Source organism: Pontixanthobacter sp. CEM42 (genome assembly GCF_017812015.1).
In the GTDB taxonomy this organism is placed as follows: Bacteria; Pseudomonadota; Alphaproteobacteria; order Sphingomonadales; family Sphingomonadaceae; genus Pontixanthobacter.
This window is the reverse complement of the sequence record NZ_JADQTN010000001.1, coordinates 1,852,769-1,869,779: the sequence shown is the minus strand read 5'-3', so window position 1 is coordinate 1,869,779 and position 17,011 is coordinate 1,852,769. Positions and strand designations below refer to the sequence as shown.

Below are 17,011 nucleotides of genomic sequence, written 5' to 3'. Positions count from 1 at the left end.
TCGCCTTGTTGCAAGCGGGCGCTGCACAACGGCGATGATTTAGAACTCCGCCGAAACCGAGAAGCTGAAGCTTTGGCCAACGTCGAAGCTGTTGATCTCGATCCGGTTTGTGCCGTTCGAAAGAAATTCAAAATTGCCCCGGCCAAAGATGTTGCGGGCTTCGAATTTCATCTCAAGTGGGATCTTGAATATCTCGACGCCCTGCCGTGCGACAAAGTCCAAGCTGAAGCCAGGGTCTTCGACGATATCCGGAAGTCCCGCTGTACCGCGCCGTGTCACCCGCTCGCTCGCGAAGTTGGCGAGAATGGTAAACTGCTGGAGGATTTCCTCATCCTCAAGACTTAGCTGTAAATTGACCAGATGGTCCGATTGGCCGGTAAGCGGATCGCCATCGTTGAAGAACAGCGCTGCATCGCTTTCCAACGCGCCAACGCCGGCCGTGAAGATGCGCGTTGTGTCACTTGCGGTAACATTCAGTTCCGACTGCGTGTAAGTGTAGTTCGTGACCAAGACGACTTGCTTATTTTCGAACCAACCGCCCCAATCATACAGGCCTTTAGTTATCTGAAATTCCATCTCACCGCCATAGAGCGTCGCGCCCGGTGCGTTGGCGAAGCGGGTGGTGAAACTGGTGTCGGCACCGATCGAGACATAGGGCTCTATCGGACTGTCCAGATCTTTGTAAAATCCGGCTACTGAAATACGATTGCCGCGTCCGAAATAATATTCCAGCCGCGCTTCGGCGTTGAGCAGTTCGGTATCGGTTAGTGCCGGGTTGCCGATATATTGCCGCTGATTGTCGGGGTCGGTGTAAGGTTGGAATATGAGTTCACGGAATTGCGGCCGTGCGATTGTTTTTGAGATACTCGCGCGGGCCTGCAAATCATCGATTATTTCCCAAGTGACAGTCGCTCCTGGCAGGAAGTAATCATTGTTCAACGCCGTATTGGCGAGAGAAACGAACGGTACGTCAAAACGCTGCACTGTGCGGACAGTTTGCTGAGCGTCTTCATAGCGCACACCCAGATCGAAATTCAGGCCGAATACCGGCGTTATATTGGCTTTGAGGTAACCGGCCTGAATTTCCAGATCGGCTTGGAAAGCCGGATCGGTTTGAGTCGGTTCTGAAAGACCGATATCGTAAAAGTCGATAATTGCATCGCCGAGCAACAGGTCGGGCCGTAATGCACCTACTCCGGGCGGGATATTGTCACCGTCGATCAGAAACTGGCGCCGTTCGGAAAACCGGCTGGTGTCGGTGTAGGCGTAACCGGCGGTAAGGCTGAGCCAATCCGCAATGGGATAGCTGATATCCAACCCGCCATAATAGAGGTCTTCTTTCAGTTCAGAAAAAGCCACCGAGGCACTGCCGCGCTGGCGGTCGAGCACATTGATGAAAATATCGCCTGTGTCTTGGTTGGCTTGGTTGGTGCGGACATACACGAATTCATATTCGTAAGGCGCTTCGCGCTGCGTCTGGGCATAGCCGCCGCGCAGGTCGACCGAGATATCTCCGAATTCGAGCTCTGCGACCAATTGTGTGTCGAGCAATTGGCGCTCATACCAGCCTGTGTTCTGCGTGATCAGGCTGTCTTCATCGATCACCAGCTCACCAAATCCGAGGCCGGTCTGCTTGAGCGTGTCGCGGATAAACAGATTGGTCCAGCGGAACTTATGCTCACCGATCTCAAGACCGAAACCAAGCATTGCGTTGCTCAGGACGCGGTTGTCAGTGATGAAGTTCTGCGAGTCCCGATCCAGTTGCAGATCGAGTGTACGAGGGTTCTGCGAAGTGACGACTTTGGTCCGCAGCTTGTTACTGATCGAAGCCGTACCGATGATTCCAAAGCGGCCATCGCTGCCTACATCGAATGCAGTGCCAGCAGTGAAACCGCCTGAAAAGTTTGGCCGGACATCATCAACCTTCTGCGCGAGAACAAGATTGGGGTTGCCAAGCTGCTTGACGATTTCTCCCTGATCCACAGCTTGGTCGGCGATCCGCAATCCGCTGTCGAAGAATGCCTGAAGGGCAGGCGGAACATCGCGCGTACCATCATCGAATCCGGAGTAGTCGTAATCGGACCCGTAATAATCAAGGCCATTACCGAAAGTGGTTTCGGTATCCCCGCTGATGCCCGCACTTATCTTGAGAAAGCTCTCGTCAGGGACCGCGCGAGTGGTCAGGTTGATGACACCACCGCCAAATTCACCTGGGAAGTTTGCCGAATAGGTCTTTTGGACCAGTGACGATGCGACCACATTGGTCGGGAAAATATCGAGCGGGACGACACGGCTAAGCGGTTGCGGCGAAGGCAGCGGCAAGCCGTTGAGTAGCGCCAGAGAGTACCGATCGCCCAGGCCGCGCACGTAAACATTGCCGTTCCCGACTACCGACAGGCCGGTCACGCGGCCGAGCGCGCCAGCAATATCGCCTTCGCCGGTCCGCGCTATCTCTTCGCTAGACAGAACCGAGACGACTTGGGCTGATGAGCGCGTTACATCGCGATTGCGGCGTCCGGTAACGATAATATCGCCGCCCGGAATAGAGATGTCGGGTCCGTCGAACTGCTCTTCAGAGTCTTGCGTTTCGTCCGGATCCTGCGCGGTTTCGGATGTTCCGGCGTCTTGCGCAAAAGCGACGCCGGGAAATGTGAGCGCGGTGGAGAGCAGGAGCAGCCCCGCCAACTGCTTGCTAATGATCATTTCGAAGAGCCCTTCATCGATAAAGGTCCAATTTTGGAGCGAGCGCGATAGCCCGCATGAGGCAGGGAGGGCGTGCTGCATTGACAGCGCGCCCTCCCTGAAAAGCGCCGCTTACGAAGTGTAGACAGGCAGTGAAGTGCAGGCCCCGGTGTTGTTACCGAACGTGATGCTGACTGAATCGCAGGTCCACCCTTCAAAGCGCGTGTCGGTCGCGCGTGCGGCACCGACAAAACCGGCGTTTTCGAAGAAGCTCGACAAGCCGGTCGGATCAAACGCCATCAGCGCATCTTCGTTGGCACCGTTGAGGTATGTCATCGACAGAGTGTTGGTGAAGGCAGCATTATTGTTGGCGCCAGCGTTGAAACGTGTTTCCACGCCTGCCGCCGTTGTGCCGCCGCTGCCATTGCGGAAATCGGTCGCGCAATCGAGATTCAATGATTGGAAGTTGACTGGACCCGCTTCATCAAGTGCTACACTCGCAGCACGGTTGAGCGTCTCATCCTCGTCGACCCGCAAACATGGTGTGCCATTGCTGGAAGCATCGACGATGATCGTGTTGAGCAAGGCGTAGTCGGCGCGGCCGCGGATGCGAACGACCTGGTCGTCATTCTTGCGTTGGACGAACGTCGCGTTTGAAATCTGCGTGTTTTGGCGGGGAGTGTTTTCTTCCAGCGTGTTGGAGGAATCGGCTTCGATAATTGTGTCACCAATGTCGGCTCGCTGTACGGCGACGACATATTGCAGATTGGCTTTGACACCTGTGTCGGTATCGATCGAATCGTCTTCCGCGCCGACGACCACAAGGCCCTTGATATTGACTTCACCGCCGAAGAACTCGACGCCGTCATCCGCACTGTTGAACGACATGATGTTTTCGAAAGTCGTGCCCGAGCCGACCCCGCCGGTTGTGAGCGCCTGAAGTTCGTCACCATTGGCGAGCACCGTGCCTGAATAGCGTAGCTGGACAAAAGTCACGCTGCCTGAGCTATCGCCGGGTACATTGCCGCCATAGCGCGGCGGTGTCGTGGTGCCTTCAGTCTCACGTTCGCAATCGACCGAACCCGGTGTGGCAATGTTCGACAAACAATCGGTGATCGGCGCTCGGCCGTTCATGATCAGGCCGCCCCAATCGCCGGAAGACGAGTCTGTGTTCTGGCCTAGCACATTTTGTTGGCTGGTGAAGACAATCGGACGTGCCGCAGTGCCGTTCGCTTGAATTTCATTGCCGCGGTTCACGTTCAAATAGGATGCATCGAGACCCACGAGTGTAACACCCGGATCAATTGTCAGAGTAACGTTAGTGTCGCTGAGGCCATCCGACGCGTCAGCCGCTGGGCCGCCATCAGTACCAATATCGACTTGCCCATCGATCAAGTAGAGAACCGCTGCGGTTGCAGGGGTGAATTGAAGCTGTGTGTCGCGGTTAAAACGTGCTGGCAGTTGGCACAGCAGATATGAGCCTGTCGGGCCGGTGATCACACCGCGATTGGTCAGGCCTTGCGGGTCAGCAATAAAGGGGCATGCCGTTGCGGCGGTCGCCATTGTTGTCGCTGTCGGGGTTGGCGTTGGGGTAGGTGTCGGGGCCGGGTTGTTGATGATCACATTGCCGCCGGTACCCGGAGACGCGATTTCTTCTGCGCCACAACCGACAAGAGCCAGTGCGCTGCAACCAAGGATTAAAGAACGATGCAAATTAGTCACGAAACGGACCCCCTAAAAAGTCGAAAAACAGATGGGTGCGAGTGGTTGTCGCGACTCGCCAGCTAAGCCGCTTGCGTGACAATTTTTGTTCGAAGATTTCGCTTTTGTGACTCTAACTGAACTAAGTCAGAAACATGACAAAAGTGACCGTCGTCGGCTCCGTTTCCGGTCCCAGATCTGGCATCGTTGGAAGTTCAATTGGCAGTTTGAAAAGCTTGCTCCAATGACTGGGCCGAAACCCAATATTACAAAACAATGACAATGTTTCATTTTTGTTGCAGTTCGCGAAATCTTGGGTCAGCCTCTTAGGCAGATTGATGGTTTTTAACAGTTTGGGAGAGATCGCATGGCTTTTATCGCATCGGCTGCAGCACTCGCTTTGTTGCAAACAGCGCCAGCACATGATGACAAGGTAGATGTTGCTTATGACGAGCTCGTCTCAGAACAGAACGCGGCAGCAATCGAGCGGATCGAAGCGAATGAAGCGCTCGATCAAAATGATCCTGCGCGGCTTATCAATTTGGGCATCGCAAATGCTAGAGAGGGTCGGGTCGCACTGGCGCGTAAGCTGCTCAGCGCAGCCGCGCGCTCCGAAACTCGCGATCGTTTAGAGACAGCATCGGGTGAATGGGTCGATTCCCGCTGGCTTGCACGCCGTGCTTTGGCGCAGCTTGACCAGCAGACGTTGCTCAGGCCTAGCCGTGTAGCGGCGCGCTAATTGCTTACTCAGACCGGTTGATTCCGTTCAGCCGTCACTTACCCAAGGGCCCGACCTGCACATATTTGACGGGCCTTCGTGTTCGTTAGTCACACGCTATTCATTGTCGTTCGTCTTGTTGTCACCGTGTTGTCATGTAGGGTGCACAAGGGAGTCGGACGGAGCATATGATGATTCTTGGCACTTTGGGCCGCTATACGCTTGGTGCGTGCTTGGTCCTGGCATCTACGCCTGCATTGGCAGATGTTATGCAAATTGAAGCAGATGGCGCGCGCTGGATTGCCGGCGGGCCTGCCTCTGTGCCGGTTACCGAGATCGCTCCGCAGCCAAACAAAACTGTCCAATTGTCGGCCGATTTCGCTGTTCCCAACGAGGCAATTGCCGATGCGGCCCGTCAGGCAGGCCTGATCCCGGCGCATTACGTCGCGAAGGTGCAAGAACTTTCGCGTCGTTTCGATCTTAGTCCTGCCTTGATTGAGGCGCTGGTCTGGCAAGAGAGTCGCTGGCGCGCCAATGCCGTTTCGCCCAAGGGCGCGCGCGGTCTTGCGCAATTGATGCCGGGCACTGCCAAAGAGATGGGCGTCAATCCCAACGACCCATTTGCAAATTTGGAAGGCGGCGCGCGATACCTTCGCGAACAGCTAGACCGATTTGATGGCAATCTTGAAAAAGCGCTCGCCGCCTATAACGCAGGGCCGGGCCGCGTGGTGAAAGCTGGCGGTGTGCCGCGCATCCGCGAGACTCAAGAATATGTAGCTGCTATTATGGGCAGATTGTCCAATCATTCCCGGAGTTCAATTTAGATGCGCCTTTCGTCCCGTTTTGCTGCCGCCGTTGCGGCTTTGGTAGCGTTCTCGCCGACTGCCGCATTGGCGCAGCAGGCTGCCGATCCGCAAGGTTCGGGTCCCATCGTTAACGCACTCGCTTGGCTCCAAGGTACCTTGCTCGGCAATGTGGCGACGGCAATCGCTGTAATGGCGGTCGCCGCTATCGGCTTTATGATGCTGACCGGCCGGATGAATTGGCGTTTTGGAGCGACCGTGATCATTGGTCTGTTTATCCTGTTCGGCGCGAGCACGATTGTCGCCGGTATTCAGGGAGCTGCAGGCTAGCGCACCATGACCGATCTCGTTCGCCATCCCGTTCATCGCTCGCTGACCCGGCCGCAAATGTTTGCCGGGGTGACGATGAACTTCTTCATCATCAATTTCCTGGTGACCGGCGAGCTGTTTTTGATCTTTAAGAGCCTGTGGATTTTGCCGCTGCCCTTCATATTGCATGCAATTGGGTATTTCGCATGCTTGCGGGAACCACGTGTTTTCGATCTGTGGATCACCAAAGTCAGCAAATGCCCGCGTGTGAAGAATTGGAAGCGGTGGGGCTGTAACAGCTACGCTGCCTGAACGCGCCCCGAACTCGCTCTAACTGGGCGATGAGACCTGAAGGAGGGTCTTGCATTTATGAGTAACTGGATCGGAGCAGCAGCTTGGAGCGCCAAAGAAGCCCGCGCTGGCGATCGGCTGCCCTATGCCCGGTTGATCGATGCCAGCACCATGATGCTGCGCGATGGATCGGTGATGACCGCGATTCAGGTGCCTGGCCTACTGTTCGAAACCGAAGATAGCGATGCGTTGAATGCCCATGCGGCCACGCGTGAAGTGATGCTGCGCTCCACACTCGACGCGCGCTTCGTGATGTACCATCATGTGATCCGTCGCCGGGTCGAAGTGGAGCTGGACGCAGAGTTTGAAGACCCGCTTTCCGCGCATATCGACAAGCGTTGGAAAGAACGGCTGGGTCACGGCGCGCTGTTTATCAATGACCAGTTTATCACGCTGATCCGCCGCCCAGCACGCGGTAAGGCTGGCTTGGCGGAGCGTGTGGCCAAGACGTGGAAGCGCTGGACCTCTGGCACGCGCGAAGAGATCGATGCCGATCCGCGTGATGTCCGTGCGCTCAAAGCAGCAGCTACCGGCCTGATCGCGTCGTTGTCGTCATACGGGGCGCAATTGCTCGACGAGTATGAAGGGACGAGCGGCGGCACCAATAGCGAAATTCTGGAGCTGCTAAGCGCGCTCTATAATGGCGAAATGCGCCCCGTTCGGCGGCCGTATGACGATGCGGATATTGGCCAGATGCTTCCATATCGCCGGATTAGCTTTGGCCTTGATGCAATGGAATCGCGCGGTTCAGGTGAACCCGATTTTGCCGCGATGATCAGCCTCAAAGAGTATCCCGACGCAACATCGCCGGGACTGCTCGACGGCTTGCTACGGCTTCCATACGAAATGATCGTGAGCGAAAGCTACGCGCCAAGCGAACGCCAGACCGCGCGTGAGCGGATGGATTTGTCGATCCGCCGTCTGCGCTCTGCTGATGAGGAAGCCGCGGCTGAACGCGCCGATATGATGGCCGCCCGTGATGCGCTGGGTAATGGGGCGGTTGGTTTTGGCGACCACCATTTGAGCGTGTTGGTGCGCGAGAGCGATCTGGCCCGTTTGGATGACGCGACTGCCGCATGCTCTGCGGCGCTGGCGGATACCGGTGCGATTGCGGTGCGTGAGGATACTAATCTGGAGCCGGCCTTCTGGGGCCAGTTCCCGGGCAATGAGCAATATCTTGTTCGCCGCGCGATGATCTCCAGCGCCAATATGGCCAGCTTTGGCTCGCTGCACGGATTTGCGCTTGGCCAAGCGCTTGGCAATCATTGGGGCGAAGCCGTAACGCTGCTCGAAACAACCAGCGCGACGCCGTTTTTCTTCAATTTCCACCATGGCGATCTGGGTAATTTCTCGGTCATCGGACCAAGCGGATCGGGCAAGACCGTGGTGATGAACTTCCTTGCAGCGCAGGCGCAGAAATTCAGCCCGCGCACGATCCTGTTCGACAAGGATCGCGGCGCAGAATTGTTCGTGCGCGGTATTGGTGGACGCTATGACCGGATCAATGCAGGGCAACCGACAGGCTTCAACCCGCTGGCATTGTCAGACAGTCCGACAAACCGGGCGTTTTTGCGCGATTGGCTGGGCGTATTGCTGGCAGCCGATGGGCCGGAAGAACTGGCGACGATCAGCGCGGCTGTTGATGCGACCTATGCCAACGATCCCTCGCTGCGCCGGCTGCGGCATTTCAAGGAACTGCTCGCTGGTTCACGCCGTCCGCAACCCGACGATCTGGCAAGCCGGTTGGAAGCATGGATTACCGAAGGCGAACATGGCTGGTTGTTCGATAATGAGCAGGACCGCCTGAACCTCGACAACCGGGTGCTCGGTTTCGACATGACCGCGCTGCTGGAAAATCCGCGGCTGCGTACGCCGACTATGATGTATCTGTTCCATCGGATCGATCAGCGATTGGATGGCGAACCGACCATGATTCTGATCGACGAGGGTTGGAAAGCGCTCGACGATGAAGTCTTCGCCGCGCGCATTCGGGATTGGCTCAAGACGTTGCGGAAGCGCAATGCGCTGGTCGGCTTCGCGACACAGTCAGCACGCGACGCGCTCGATAGCCGGATTTCGACGGCGTTGGTCGAGCAGACTGCGACCATGATATTCATGCCCAATTCGCGCGCCAAGGCTGAGGACTACTGCGACGGATTCGGGCTGACCGAGCATGAATTGGCGTTGATCCGGTCACTCCCGGCGCATAGTCGGTGCTTCCTTGTTCGCCAGCCTGATGCATCGGTGGTTGTACGGCTTGATCTGTCGGGTGCGCCCGAGGTTCTGACTATCCTGTCGGGACGAGAGGCTTCAGTCCGTAAGCTCGACAAACTACGTGAATCGCTCGGTGACAATCCCGCTGAATGGTATCCTGCGCTGACCGGTAAAGGCTGGCCCGGAACCCCCGGTGCGGATAGCGAATTTCCAGTGTGGCAGGCCGCAGAATGAGCGCGAACTGCGATGCCTTGATGAATGAAGTCGGATCGGGTGTGGCTGCTGCCTTGCGCGCGGTCGATTGCACGGCATCGGAAGTCAGCGCAGCGGCATTTGGCCGGTTGTTCGCACCCGGCGGTACAATGGCGCCGGTGCTGACAATGTTGCTCGGGTTGTTCATCGCATTCTTCGCGATTGCGCTGCTGCTGGGGCGCTCCAATTTGTCGGTCCGGTCGCTTGTCCCGCGTATGTTGACGCTGGGCCTGGTCGTGACGTTCGCCACGAGTTGGGTGGCGTACCAGACCGTCGTCTGGAACCTCGCGATTGGTGCGCCGGACTATTTGGCGTCGATCCTGACAGGCAGCCAGGGTTCGGCAACGACGACCTTTGCCGACAAGATTGATATTGTATTCTTAGCCGTACAGCAGGCAACCGAAGGCGTTGGCGGACAAGCGCAAGGCGCGCAGCAGGGTGGTGGAGAGATCACCGCATTCTCGCCGCAGGGTATCTTGTGGCTCGGTGCGTTGCTGCTCTTGCTTGGCACCGTCGGTGTGCTCGTTACCGCGCGGATCGGCCTTGCCCTGCTTGTCGCACTCGGCCCGATCTTTGTCGTGATGGCGCTGTTTACCAGCACGCGCGGTCTTTTTGTTGGCTGGCTCAAGGGTGTCGTGATGCTTGGCCTGACGCCGCTGTTTGCTGTGCTCGGCGGAGGCGTGATGCTCGAACTGGCTGTGCCGATCCTCTCCTCGCTCAGCCAAGTGCCGGGGCAAATCGACCCACGCTCGGCAATGGCATTCTTCCTGATCGGGGCTGTCCATGTCGCGCTGATGATCATGGTCCTAAAAGTTTCGGCAACGATGGTTTCCGGCTGGAAAGTGTTCGGCTTGGTCGCTGACGAGAAAGCGGATCGTGATGACGCGCTGGTAGTGCAGCAGCCACCGGCATCTGCGCCCGCTTCTACTGCGCCGCTCTCGACCGCGCAGGCCGCCGGAATGTCGACTCCGCCACGCCGCACCATTCCTGTTTCAGGTATCACGACATCGCAGGCGGCAAACGATACCGCGACAGGCGATCAAGCAATCGTAAAGCGGGAGACGAAGGTCTTCGCGACCACATCGGGAGGCAGTCAAATACAGCCCCTGACGCCCGCCGCATCGCGCACAAATGGCATCGGCAACCGGTTTCGCTCTGCCAGCAGCAACACTTCGGAGAAATTGAAATGATCCGCGCGCTTTTCCTTGCGCCGCCTGTCGCATTGGCGCTGTGTGCGTTGGCTACTCCTGCAGTCGCGAACGACCCACGCTTGGTCGAGCGTCTGTATGATCCGACCGAAGTTGTGCGGATCGAAGGCAAAACCAAGGTTGCCGCGACAATCACATTCGATCCCGACGAACGCATCGAGAATGTCGTCATTGGAGATTCCGCTGCATGGCAAGTGACACCCAACAAACGCGCGAACCTGCTATTCGTGAAACCGCTGAGTCCAACGGCGCGGACGAATATGACGGTAATTACCGATCGCCACACCTACTTGTTCGATCTGATCGCCAATCCGAAGGCGAAGCCGCTCTACGTGCTCCGCTTCACCTATCCTGAAGCGCCCGAACCCGAGCAGGATGAACCGCAGATTGTCGAAGGACCGAACGCGACGGAACTGGCCGCCGCGCGCGATCCCTATGCGGTTGTGGATCCGACAGCACTCAACTTTGCATGGTCGAGCGATGGTGATCGCAATCTGCTTCCCGAACGTGCCTATGATGATGGCAATGCGACATTCCTGACATGGCCGTCTGGTAAACCGGTTCCTGCGATCCTGATCAAGGATTCCAAAGGGACCGAGGGTCCGGTGAATTTCTCGGTGCGTGGTGATACGATCGTGGTGGATGGCGTTCCGCGCGAGATTATTCTTCGCTCTGGCAAAGATAGCGCAACATTGATCAATACTGGCCCGGTTCGGGCGACTAACAATGATCCCCAGACATCACTCGCCCGGTCGGATGTCTCATCGAAAAGAGAGGGTAAATAATGGCTCTCACAAGCAACCTTCCCGGCAGCGGGGATGACGGTGACCCGCGCGAGCAGGAAACAGCAGAGGTCATTGATCTCGCCAGCCGCAACTCATTCCCGGCAGTAACCCAACGCAAAGGCGCTTCGGATGGTCTTGGCCTCGCTGCCGGTGTTGCGCTCGTTGCCGCAATTGGTGCGGTGACACTTTGGGGCATGAATTCTGCCCGTGTAGCACCGCCCGAGGGTGTCGGCGGCGCACAGCAACCCGCCCAGCCGGCCCCGCAACCAGCGGTGAGCCCAGCAGTAACGCCCGCGCCCGCAGCCGCCGCGCCGCAACCGCGCACCGACCCTGCCCCATCGCCTGTTTATGCAGCTACGCCGGTTGCCAATACCGCGCCAGTGGCCAATCCCTATGCCACACCGAGTGTCGTATTTGATGCTAGCGGCACGCCAGTGGGCGCGGTCGCGGTACCGCCAGCGGCGATTGGGGAAGCGAGTGCCGCGGTTCCCGGCGGAGGCTCGGCCAATGATTTCGCAAGCCGTGTTGGTGGTGTCGGCGGGGGCCCCGCCCAAGCGAGGGCGATGGTCAATCCGCAGACAACCGTAACGCAAGGTACCTTGATACCCGCAGTTCTTGAGACAGCTATCGACACCAATGTGCCGGGCTATGTCCGCGCAGTAGTGAGTCAAGATGTGCGCAGTTTTGACGGCACCAATGTCCTTGTACCGCGTAGCTCGCGTTTGATCGGACAATATCAGTCCGGCCTCCAGAACGGACAGAAGCGCGCCTACGTCATTTGGACTCGCCTGATCCGGCCTGATGGTGCTTCGGTGGATATCCAGTCGCCCGCTGTCGGGTTTGATGGAACAACCGGACTAGAAGGCAAAGTTAAAAGCAACTTCTTCCAGCGGTTTGGTTCCGCGATGCTTTTGTCGGTCGTCGGAGGCCTCTCGGCAATCGGAACCGGCGGCGCGTCGGTTGTGCTTGGCGGCGGCGGACAAGCTGCTGCGGCCGCCGCGCAGCAAGATAGCCAGATCGGGCCAACCATCCGCGTGCGTCAGGGCGAACCGATCCGCGTGTTTACTGCACGTGATCTCGATTTCTCGACTGTCATGGGTAACTGATCGGCCAACACTTGATGAGCGCTGATATCCATCCCTTTTTACCTGATACGGCAGCACCCGCTCCGCGATTGGATGCGGAGCGCAGCGTCTACCTTGATGCTTATCTTGAGCCATTCCGCGAGTGGCTGGATCGCGACACCGTCACTGAAATCATTGTAAACCGACCCGGTGAAGTGTGGATTGAGGATGCGGGACTGTCTGGCATGCAGCGCCTTGAAGTCGCAGCAATTGACGACCAGCTTGTTCAACGGCTGGCTGAGCAAGTTGCTAGGGTAAGCCATCAAGGTATCAACCGAGAACATCCATTGCTGGGTGCGACATTGCCCGATGGCGCGCGGATTCAGTTTTGTGGTCCGCCAGCGTCACGCAAACATTGGGTTATGGCGATCCGCCGCCATCGCAGGCTCGATCTGCCGCTTGATGCGTATGATGCGGGGCCTTTGAAATCCGTGGCAAGTCTGGAACTGCCCGATCCCCAGCAACACCCGATCGACTATCTGCGTGCAGCTATTCAGGCTCGCCGCACTATCCTAATATCCGGCGGAACCTCTACCGGTAAAACCACTTTCCTAAATGCGATGCTTGGCGAAATACCCGGGCATGAGCGCGTCGTAGCGGTCGAGGATACACCCGAGCTCAAACTACCGAGTCAGAACGGCGTCGGTCTCGTTGCGGTAAAGGGTGAACTTGGTGAAGCGAAAGTCACTGCAAACGAGCTGCTACAAGCTGCACTCCGCCTGCGTCCGGACAGGATTGTGCTTGGCGAATTGCGCGGTGCAGAGAGTGTGAGTTTTCTGCGGGCTATTAACACCGGGCATCCGGGTAGTTTCTCCACCATTCACGCCAACAGTTTGAGCGGCGCGCTCGAGCAGCTCGCATTGATGGTTATGCAAACCGGAATCGGGCTGTCGCGCTCCGACACGATTGCTTACGCAGCATCGGTTGTTGATATCATCGTGCAGCTTGGCCGCGATACGGATGGCAAGCGTGGTATCAGCGAAATCGCCGAGACCAGCACGCTCATTTAATCTGTTGCTGAAATTGTTGATGGGAACGAGTATGACATGTGGGTGTCATAAACTTCGCCTATAGGACAAGCACCATCAAGCGTTCGGCCCAGCCTTCGTCAATTTCCACTCCGGCAAGCAGCCGATTCAGGTCCATGACACAGCATCCGATTCCGCTCGCTTCCGACAACGATCTTGATCCGCAAGCAGTATCGGACGATGCTGCAGAGCGTTACATCAACCGCGAACTGAGCTGGCTCGCGTTTAACGCGCGGGTTTTGTCAGAAGCGGAGAATTTCAATTATCCGCTACTTGAGCGGCTTCGCTTCCTGTCGATTTCTGGCAGCAATCTCGATGAATTCATGATGATCCGCGTTGCTGGTCTGGTCGGGCAAGCCAAGCGCGGTATCGAAAGGCTCTCAATCGACGGACGCAGCCCCTCGCAGCAATTGACTGCAATTCGTGAGTCAGTGCGGGATATCAATCAGAAGCAGCAGGAAATATGGCGCGATCTGCGTGCGGCACTGGATGAAGCGGGCATCTCGATTGCTGACGATCGACGTGTCAGCGCTGCAACCCATCACGCGCTTAAGGCGTATTTTCTGGATGAGATCGCCCCGGTCATTACCCCGCAAGCGCTAGATCCGGCGCATCCGTTTCCCTTTGTTTCGAACGAAGGGATCGGGGTGCTGTTCACGCTAACCCGTGAGAGCGACGGGGAGAAGGTCGTAGAGATGATCCTGATCCCATCGGGCTTGCCGCGCTTTGTTCGTGTGCCCGGTGAGGACGCAGTCTATATCAGTATTGAAAGCCTGATCGCCCGCTTCGCCAAGCACTTGTTCCCGGGCTTCTCGATTGATGGTGACGGGGCATTTCGCGTTTTGCGGGACAGCGATATCGAAATCGAGGAAGAAGCCGAAGACCTTGCCCGTACATTCCGCAGCGCGATCCAAAGGCGGCGGAGAGGGCAAGTGATCCAGCTGGAGATCGAGGAAAACTTCGATCCGGTCGCGGAGGAAATATTACGAGAGCAATTGGGTATTCACGGCGGTACAGTAGTCAAAACCGATGGCATGATCGGTATTGCAGGTTTTGCCGATATTGTTGCCGAAGACCGGCCCGATCTGAAATTCGCCAACTATAGTCCGCGCTATCCAGAGCGCGTGCGCGAGCATGATGGCGATTGCTTCTCCGCCATTCGTGAGAAAGACCTGGTCATCCACCACCCCTACGAAAGCTTCGAAGTGGTGGTCGATTTCCTCCGCCAAGCTGCGGCTGATCCGGATGTCGTGGCGATCAAGCAGACGCTCTATCGAGCTGGCGACCAATCCCCCGTTATCGCTGCGCTGATCGCGGCCGCAGAGGATGGAAAATCCGTGACGGCGGTGGTCGAGCTGAAAGCACGGTTCGATGAGGAGCAGAATCTGCTCTGGGCATCGCAATTGGAACGGGCCGGGGTTCAAGTAATCTACGGGTTTGTCGATTGGAAAACGCACGCCAAGGTTTCGATGGTGGTTCGCCGCGAAGAGCAAGGTCTGCGAACCTATTGCCACTTCGGAACGGGGAATTATCACCCGATCAATGCCAAGATTTACACCGATCTCAGCTTCTTTACCGCCGACCCTAAGTTCGGTCGCGATGCGGCGAAACTGTTCAATTTCGTGACCGGCTATGTCGAGCCACGCAAGCTCGAAACATTGGCAATTTCGCCCATCGAACTGCGCGAATCGCTCTATGCTCTGATCGACAAAGAGATCGAGAATGCCGGCAAGGGACGGCCAGCCGCCATATGGGCCAAGCTCAATTCGCTGACTGACAAGGGCGTGATCGATCGGCTCTATGCGGCAAGCCAGGCGGGTGTGGAAATCCAGCTTGTGGTGCGCGGGATCAGTTGTTTGCGAGCAGGCGTCGAAGGATTGTCCGAAAATATCCGCGTCAAATCGATCATCGGGCGCTTCTTAGAGCATAGCCGTATCTGGGCGTTCGCCGCCGGCTACAAAATGCCGAGCGAACGCGCAAAGGTGTTCATCTCGTCTGCAGATGCGATGTCGCGTAATCTCAACCGCCGGGTCGAAGTTATGGTGCCGATCCGCAACCGGACGGTGCATGATCAGGTTCTTGGGCAGGTGCTACTGGCGAATCTGCTCGATTCAGAGCAAAGCTGGGAACAGCAGCCTGACCGGAGTTACGAACGCATGGAAACTGGTGAGAAACCGTTCAATTGTCACCGATATTTCATGACGAACCCGTCATTATCAGGGCGTGGCGGGGCGTTGGAGGCTGGCGGTGTTCCGAAATTGGCGCTGCGTAAGGGCGGCGCTTGATGGCATTGCGCTCGCGTTCGTCTGATCGCCAAGGGGCTTTCTCGGGCAACCGGGTTGAGCGTGCAATTATCGATATCGGCTCGAATACCGTCAGACTGGTACTGTATGGCGGGTCTCCGCGCGCACCGGTGGTTCTGTTCAACGAAAAAGTCGTCGCTCAGCTTGGGCGAGAGATAGCCGAAACCGGCCGCTTGGCCGATGAGGCAATCGAACTGGCAATGCGCGGGCTTAAGCGGTTTGCGCTGCTCTTGAAGGAACTCAGAATCAAAGTGGTCGATGTTGTCGCCACTGCTGCTGTCCGAGCCGCAACCAATGGCCCTGAATTTGTCAAAGCCGTCGATGCTTTGGGGTTATCCGTGCGTATATTGTCGGGCGACGATGAAGCGCGGATCAGTGCCATGGGTATTAACGGTGCCTTTCCGGGCGCGAAGGGCGTGGTTGCCGATCTCGGCGGGGGCAGCTTGGAATTGGTGCTGGTCGCTGATGGAGATTGCGGGTTAGCGACGAGCCTGCCGCTAGGAACGTTACGCCTGCCCGAACATCGCGGCGCGACCCATGCGGATACCAGAGATAATCTTACAGTTGCACTCGGCGCTGCCGACTGGTTGGAGCACGTCGATGGCGCGCTCTATCTGGTGGGCGGAACGTGGCGGGCTATGGCTGTCGTGGCGATGGAGGGGCGCAACTATCCTCTCACCGATCCGCATGGATTTGAGATGCCGCTGGACAAAGTACGCGCATTGGTAGCGCAGATTGCGGATACGGATCCCGCCGAATTGAACGTATCACCACGCATCTCGACAATGCGGTCGCAAAGCCTGCCGAATGCGGCGGTGTTGCTCTCGAGCCTGTTGGATCAGCTTACTCCGGAGAGGGTTATTTTCTCCTCATGGGGCCTGCGCGAAGGCGTGCTGTTCGATGAACTGGAAGACTACGCCCGCAAACAGGATCCATTGCTTGCTGGTGTTGGTGAGTTTGCAACTTTGCGGGGGTGCCCGCCAGCCTTGGCGACCCGTGTTGCAGGGTGGACGGTTGGTGCAGTTCCGCAGACATCGCACGGGTCGGAACGTTTGCGTCTCTCCGCAACAATGCTGGCGCTTGCCTCTATGCAGATCGAGCCAAACTTGCGCCGTGACATTGCAATGGACTGGGCGCTTCACAAGCGTTGGATCGCTGTCGATGCGTGCGGCCGCGCAATGATGGCGGCTGCGGTGTCGGCCAATGGCAATAACTGCGAAATGCCCGATGCCGTGCGCGAACTGGCGACGGCGGAGCAGATTGAAGAGGCGATTTCCTGGGGTTTGGCTATCCGGCTATGCCGCCGGCTGGGAGGACGGTCCGACCGCACATTCAATGTCAGTGACTTGCGGGTTGAGGGCAATGATCTGGTCCTGTCGATCGAGCAGAGTCACCGCGCGTTCTATGGCATTCCAAACGAGAAGGATATGGATCTTCTCGCGGATAGACTTGGCCTCAAACCTGTCATTCGAGTGTTGGAGGAGACCGAGATGGAGCTACTGCGCCAGCCTGATACAGAGCTAGCGAAATAGC

Annotated in this window: 13 protein-coding genes; 11 read left to right on the top strand and 2 right to left on the bottom strand. The window is 57.3% G+C overall.

Going from position 1 to position 17,011, the window contains the following annotated elements:
- Positions 1–39: 39 nt before the first annotated feature.
- Both J9777_RS08875 and J9777_RS08870 read right to left on the bottom strand, forming a co-directional pair.
- On the bottom strand, positions 40–2,784 hold the full coding sequence (locus J9777_RS08875) for a TonB-dependent receptor (RefSeq protein ID WP_348631964.1): 2,745 nt from the start codon (positions 2,782–2,784) through the stop codon (positions 40–42).
- Positions 2,785–2,814: 30 nt separating this feature from the next.
- Positions 2,815–4,404, bottom strand: coding sequence for a hypothetical protein (locus tag J9777_RS08870; RefSeq protein WP_209348347.1), 1,590 nt, complete (start codon positions 4,402–4,404; stop codon positions 2,815–2,817).
- Between the two features lie 346 nt (positions 4,405–4,750).
- On the opposite strand from J9777_RS08870, the gene J9777_RS08865 reads away from it, so the two are divergent.
- From J9777_RS08865 to J9777_RS08815, 11 genes are all read left to right on the top strand, one after another.
- The gene (locus J9777_RS08865) at positions 4,751–5,122 is read left to right on the top strand and encodes a hypothetical protein (RefSeq protein ID WP_209348346.1); all 372 of its coding nucleotides are present in this window, start codon (positions 4,751–4,753) and stop codon (positions 5,120–5,122) included.
- 167 nt (positions 5,123–5,289) lie between these two features.
- On the top strand, positions 5,290–5,925 hold the full coding sequence (locus J9777_RS08860; protein ID WP_245228552.1) for a lytic transglycosylase domain-containing protein: 636 nt from the start codon (positions 5,290–5,292) through the stop codon (positions 5,923–5,925).
- Positions 5,926–6,234 (top strand): TrbC/VirB2 family protein, encoded by a 309-nt coding sequence (locus J9777_RS08855; RefSeq protein WP_209348345.1) that lies wholly within the window; start codon positions 5,926–5,928, stop codon positions 6,232–6,234.
- A 6-nt stretch (positions 6,235–6,240) separates the two neighbouring features.
- Positions 6,241–6,525, top strand: coding sequence for a VirB3 family type IV secretion system protein (locus J9777_RS08850; protein WP_209348344.1), 285 nt, complete (start codon positions 6,241–6,243; stop codon positions 6,523–6,525).
- A gap of 57 nt (positions 6,526–6,582) precedes the next feature.
- Positions 6,583–9,012 (top strand): VirB4 family type IV secretion/conjugal transfer ATPase, encoded by a 2,430-nt coding sequence (locus J9777_RS08845; protein ID WP_209348343.1) that lies wholly within the window; start codon positions 6,583–6,585, stop codon positions 9,010–9,012.
- Positions 9,009–10,220: a type IV secretion system protein gene (locus J9777_RS08840; protein WP_209348342.1), complete on the top strand. Its 1,212-nt coding sequence runs from the start codon at positions 9,009–9,011 to the stop codon at positions 10,218–10,220. The genes J9777_RS08845 and J9777_RS08840 overlap by 4 nt, the downstream gene beginning before the upstream one ends.
- On the top strand, positions 10,217–11,023 hold the full coding sequence (locus tag J9777_RS08835) for a TrbG/VirB9 family P-type conjugative transfer protein (RefSeq protein WP_209348341.1): 807 nt from the start codon (positions 10,217–10,219) through the stop codon (positions 11,021–11,023). Before J9777_RS08840 ends, J9777_RS08835 begins: the two co-directional genes overlap by 4 nt.
- Positions 11,023–12,129, top strand: a complete 1,107-nt coding sequence (locus J9777_RS08830; RefSeq protein WP_209348340.1) for a TrbI/VirB10 family protein — start codon at positions 11,023–11,025, stop codon at positions 12,127–12,129. The genes J9777_RS08835 and J9777_RS08830 overlap by 1 nt, the downstream gene beginning before the upstream one ends.
- A gap of 14 nt (positions 12,130–12,143) precedes the next feature.
- Positions 12,144–13,157, top strand: coding sequence for a P-type DNA transfer ATPase VirB11 (virB11, locus tag J9777_RS08825; protein WP_209348339.1), 1,014 nt, complete (start codon positions 12,144–12,146; stop codon positions 13,155–13,157).
- A gap of 134 nt (positions 13,158–13,291) precedes the next feature.
- Positions 13,292–15,460 carry an RNA degradosome polyphosphate kinase gene (locus tag J9777_RS08820; protein ID WP_209348338.1) on the top strand — a complete coding sequence of 723 codons (2,169 nt, stop codon included), beginning with the start codon at positions 13,292–13,294 and terminating at the stop codon, positions 15,458–15,460.
- Positions 15,460–17,010, top strand: coding sequence for a Ppx/GppA family phosphatase (locus tag J9777_RS08815; protein WP_209348337.1), 1,551 nt, complete (start codon positions 15,460–15,462; stop codon positions 17,008–17,010). The genes J9777_RS08820 and J9777_RS08815 overlap by 1 nt, the downstream gene beginning before the upstream one ends.
- Position 17,011: the final 1 nt, after the last annotated feature.

Bases quoted from the DNA above. Each gene is read 5' to 3' on its own strand.
- J9777_RS08875 (WP_348631964.1), bottom strand. From the start codon at position 2,784: ATGCAGCACGCCCTCCCTGCCTCATGCGGGCTATCGCGCTCGCTCCAA.
- J9777_RS08865 (WP_209348346.1), top strand. From the start codon at position 4,751: ATGGCTTTTATCGCATCGGCTGCAGCACTCGCTTTGTTGCAAACAGCG.
- J9777_RS08860 (WP_245228552.1), top strand. From the start codon at position 5,290: ATGATGATTCTTGGCACTTTGGGCCGCTATACGCTTGGTGCGTGCTTG.
- J9777_RS08855 (WP_209348345.1), top strand. From the start codon at position 5,926: ATGCGCCTTTCGTCCCGTTTTGCTGCCGCCGTTGCGGCTTTGGTAGCG.
- J9777_RS08850 (WP_209348344.1), top strand. From the start codon at position 6,241: ATGACCGATCTCGTTCGCCATCCCGTTCATCGCTCGCTGACCCGGCCG.
- J9777_RS08845 (WP_209348343.1), top strand. From the start codon at position 6,583: ATGAGTAACTGGATCGGAGCAGCAGCTTGGAGCGCCAAAGAAGCCCGC.
- J9777_RS08840 (WP_209348342.1), top strand. From the start codon at position 9,009: ATGAGCGCGAACTGCGATGCCTTGATGAATGAAGTCGGATCGGGTGTG.
- J9777_RS08835 (WP_209348341.1), top strand. From the start codon at position 10,217: ATGATCCGCGCGCTTTTCCTTGCGCCGCCTGTCGCATTGGCGCTGTGT.
- J9777_RS08830 (WP_209348340.1), top strand. From the start codon at position 11,023: ATGGCTCTCACAAGCAACCTTCCCGGCAGCGGGGATGACGGTGACCCG.
- virB11 (WP_209348339.1), top strand. From the start codon at position 12,144: ATGAGCGCTGATATCCATCCCTTTTTACCTGATACGGCAGCACCCGCT.
- J9777_RS08820 (WP_209348338.1), top strand. From the start codon at position 13,292: ATGACACAGCATCCGATTCCGCTCGCTTCCGACAACGATCTTGATCCG.
- J9777_RS08815 (WP_209348337.1), top strand. From the start codon at position 15,460: ATGGCATTGCGCTCGCGTTCGTCTGATCGCCAAGGGGCTTTCTCGGGC.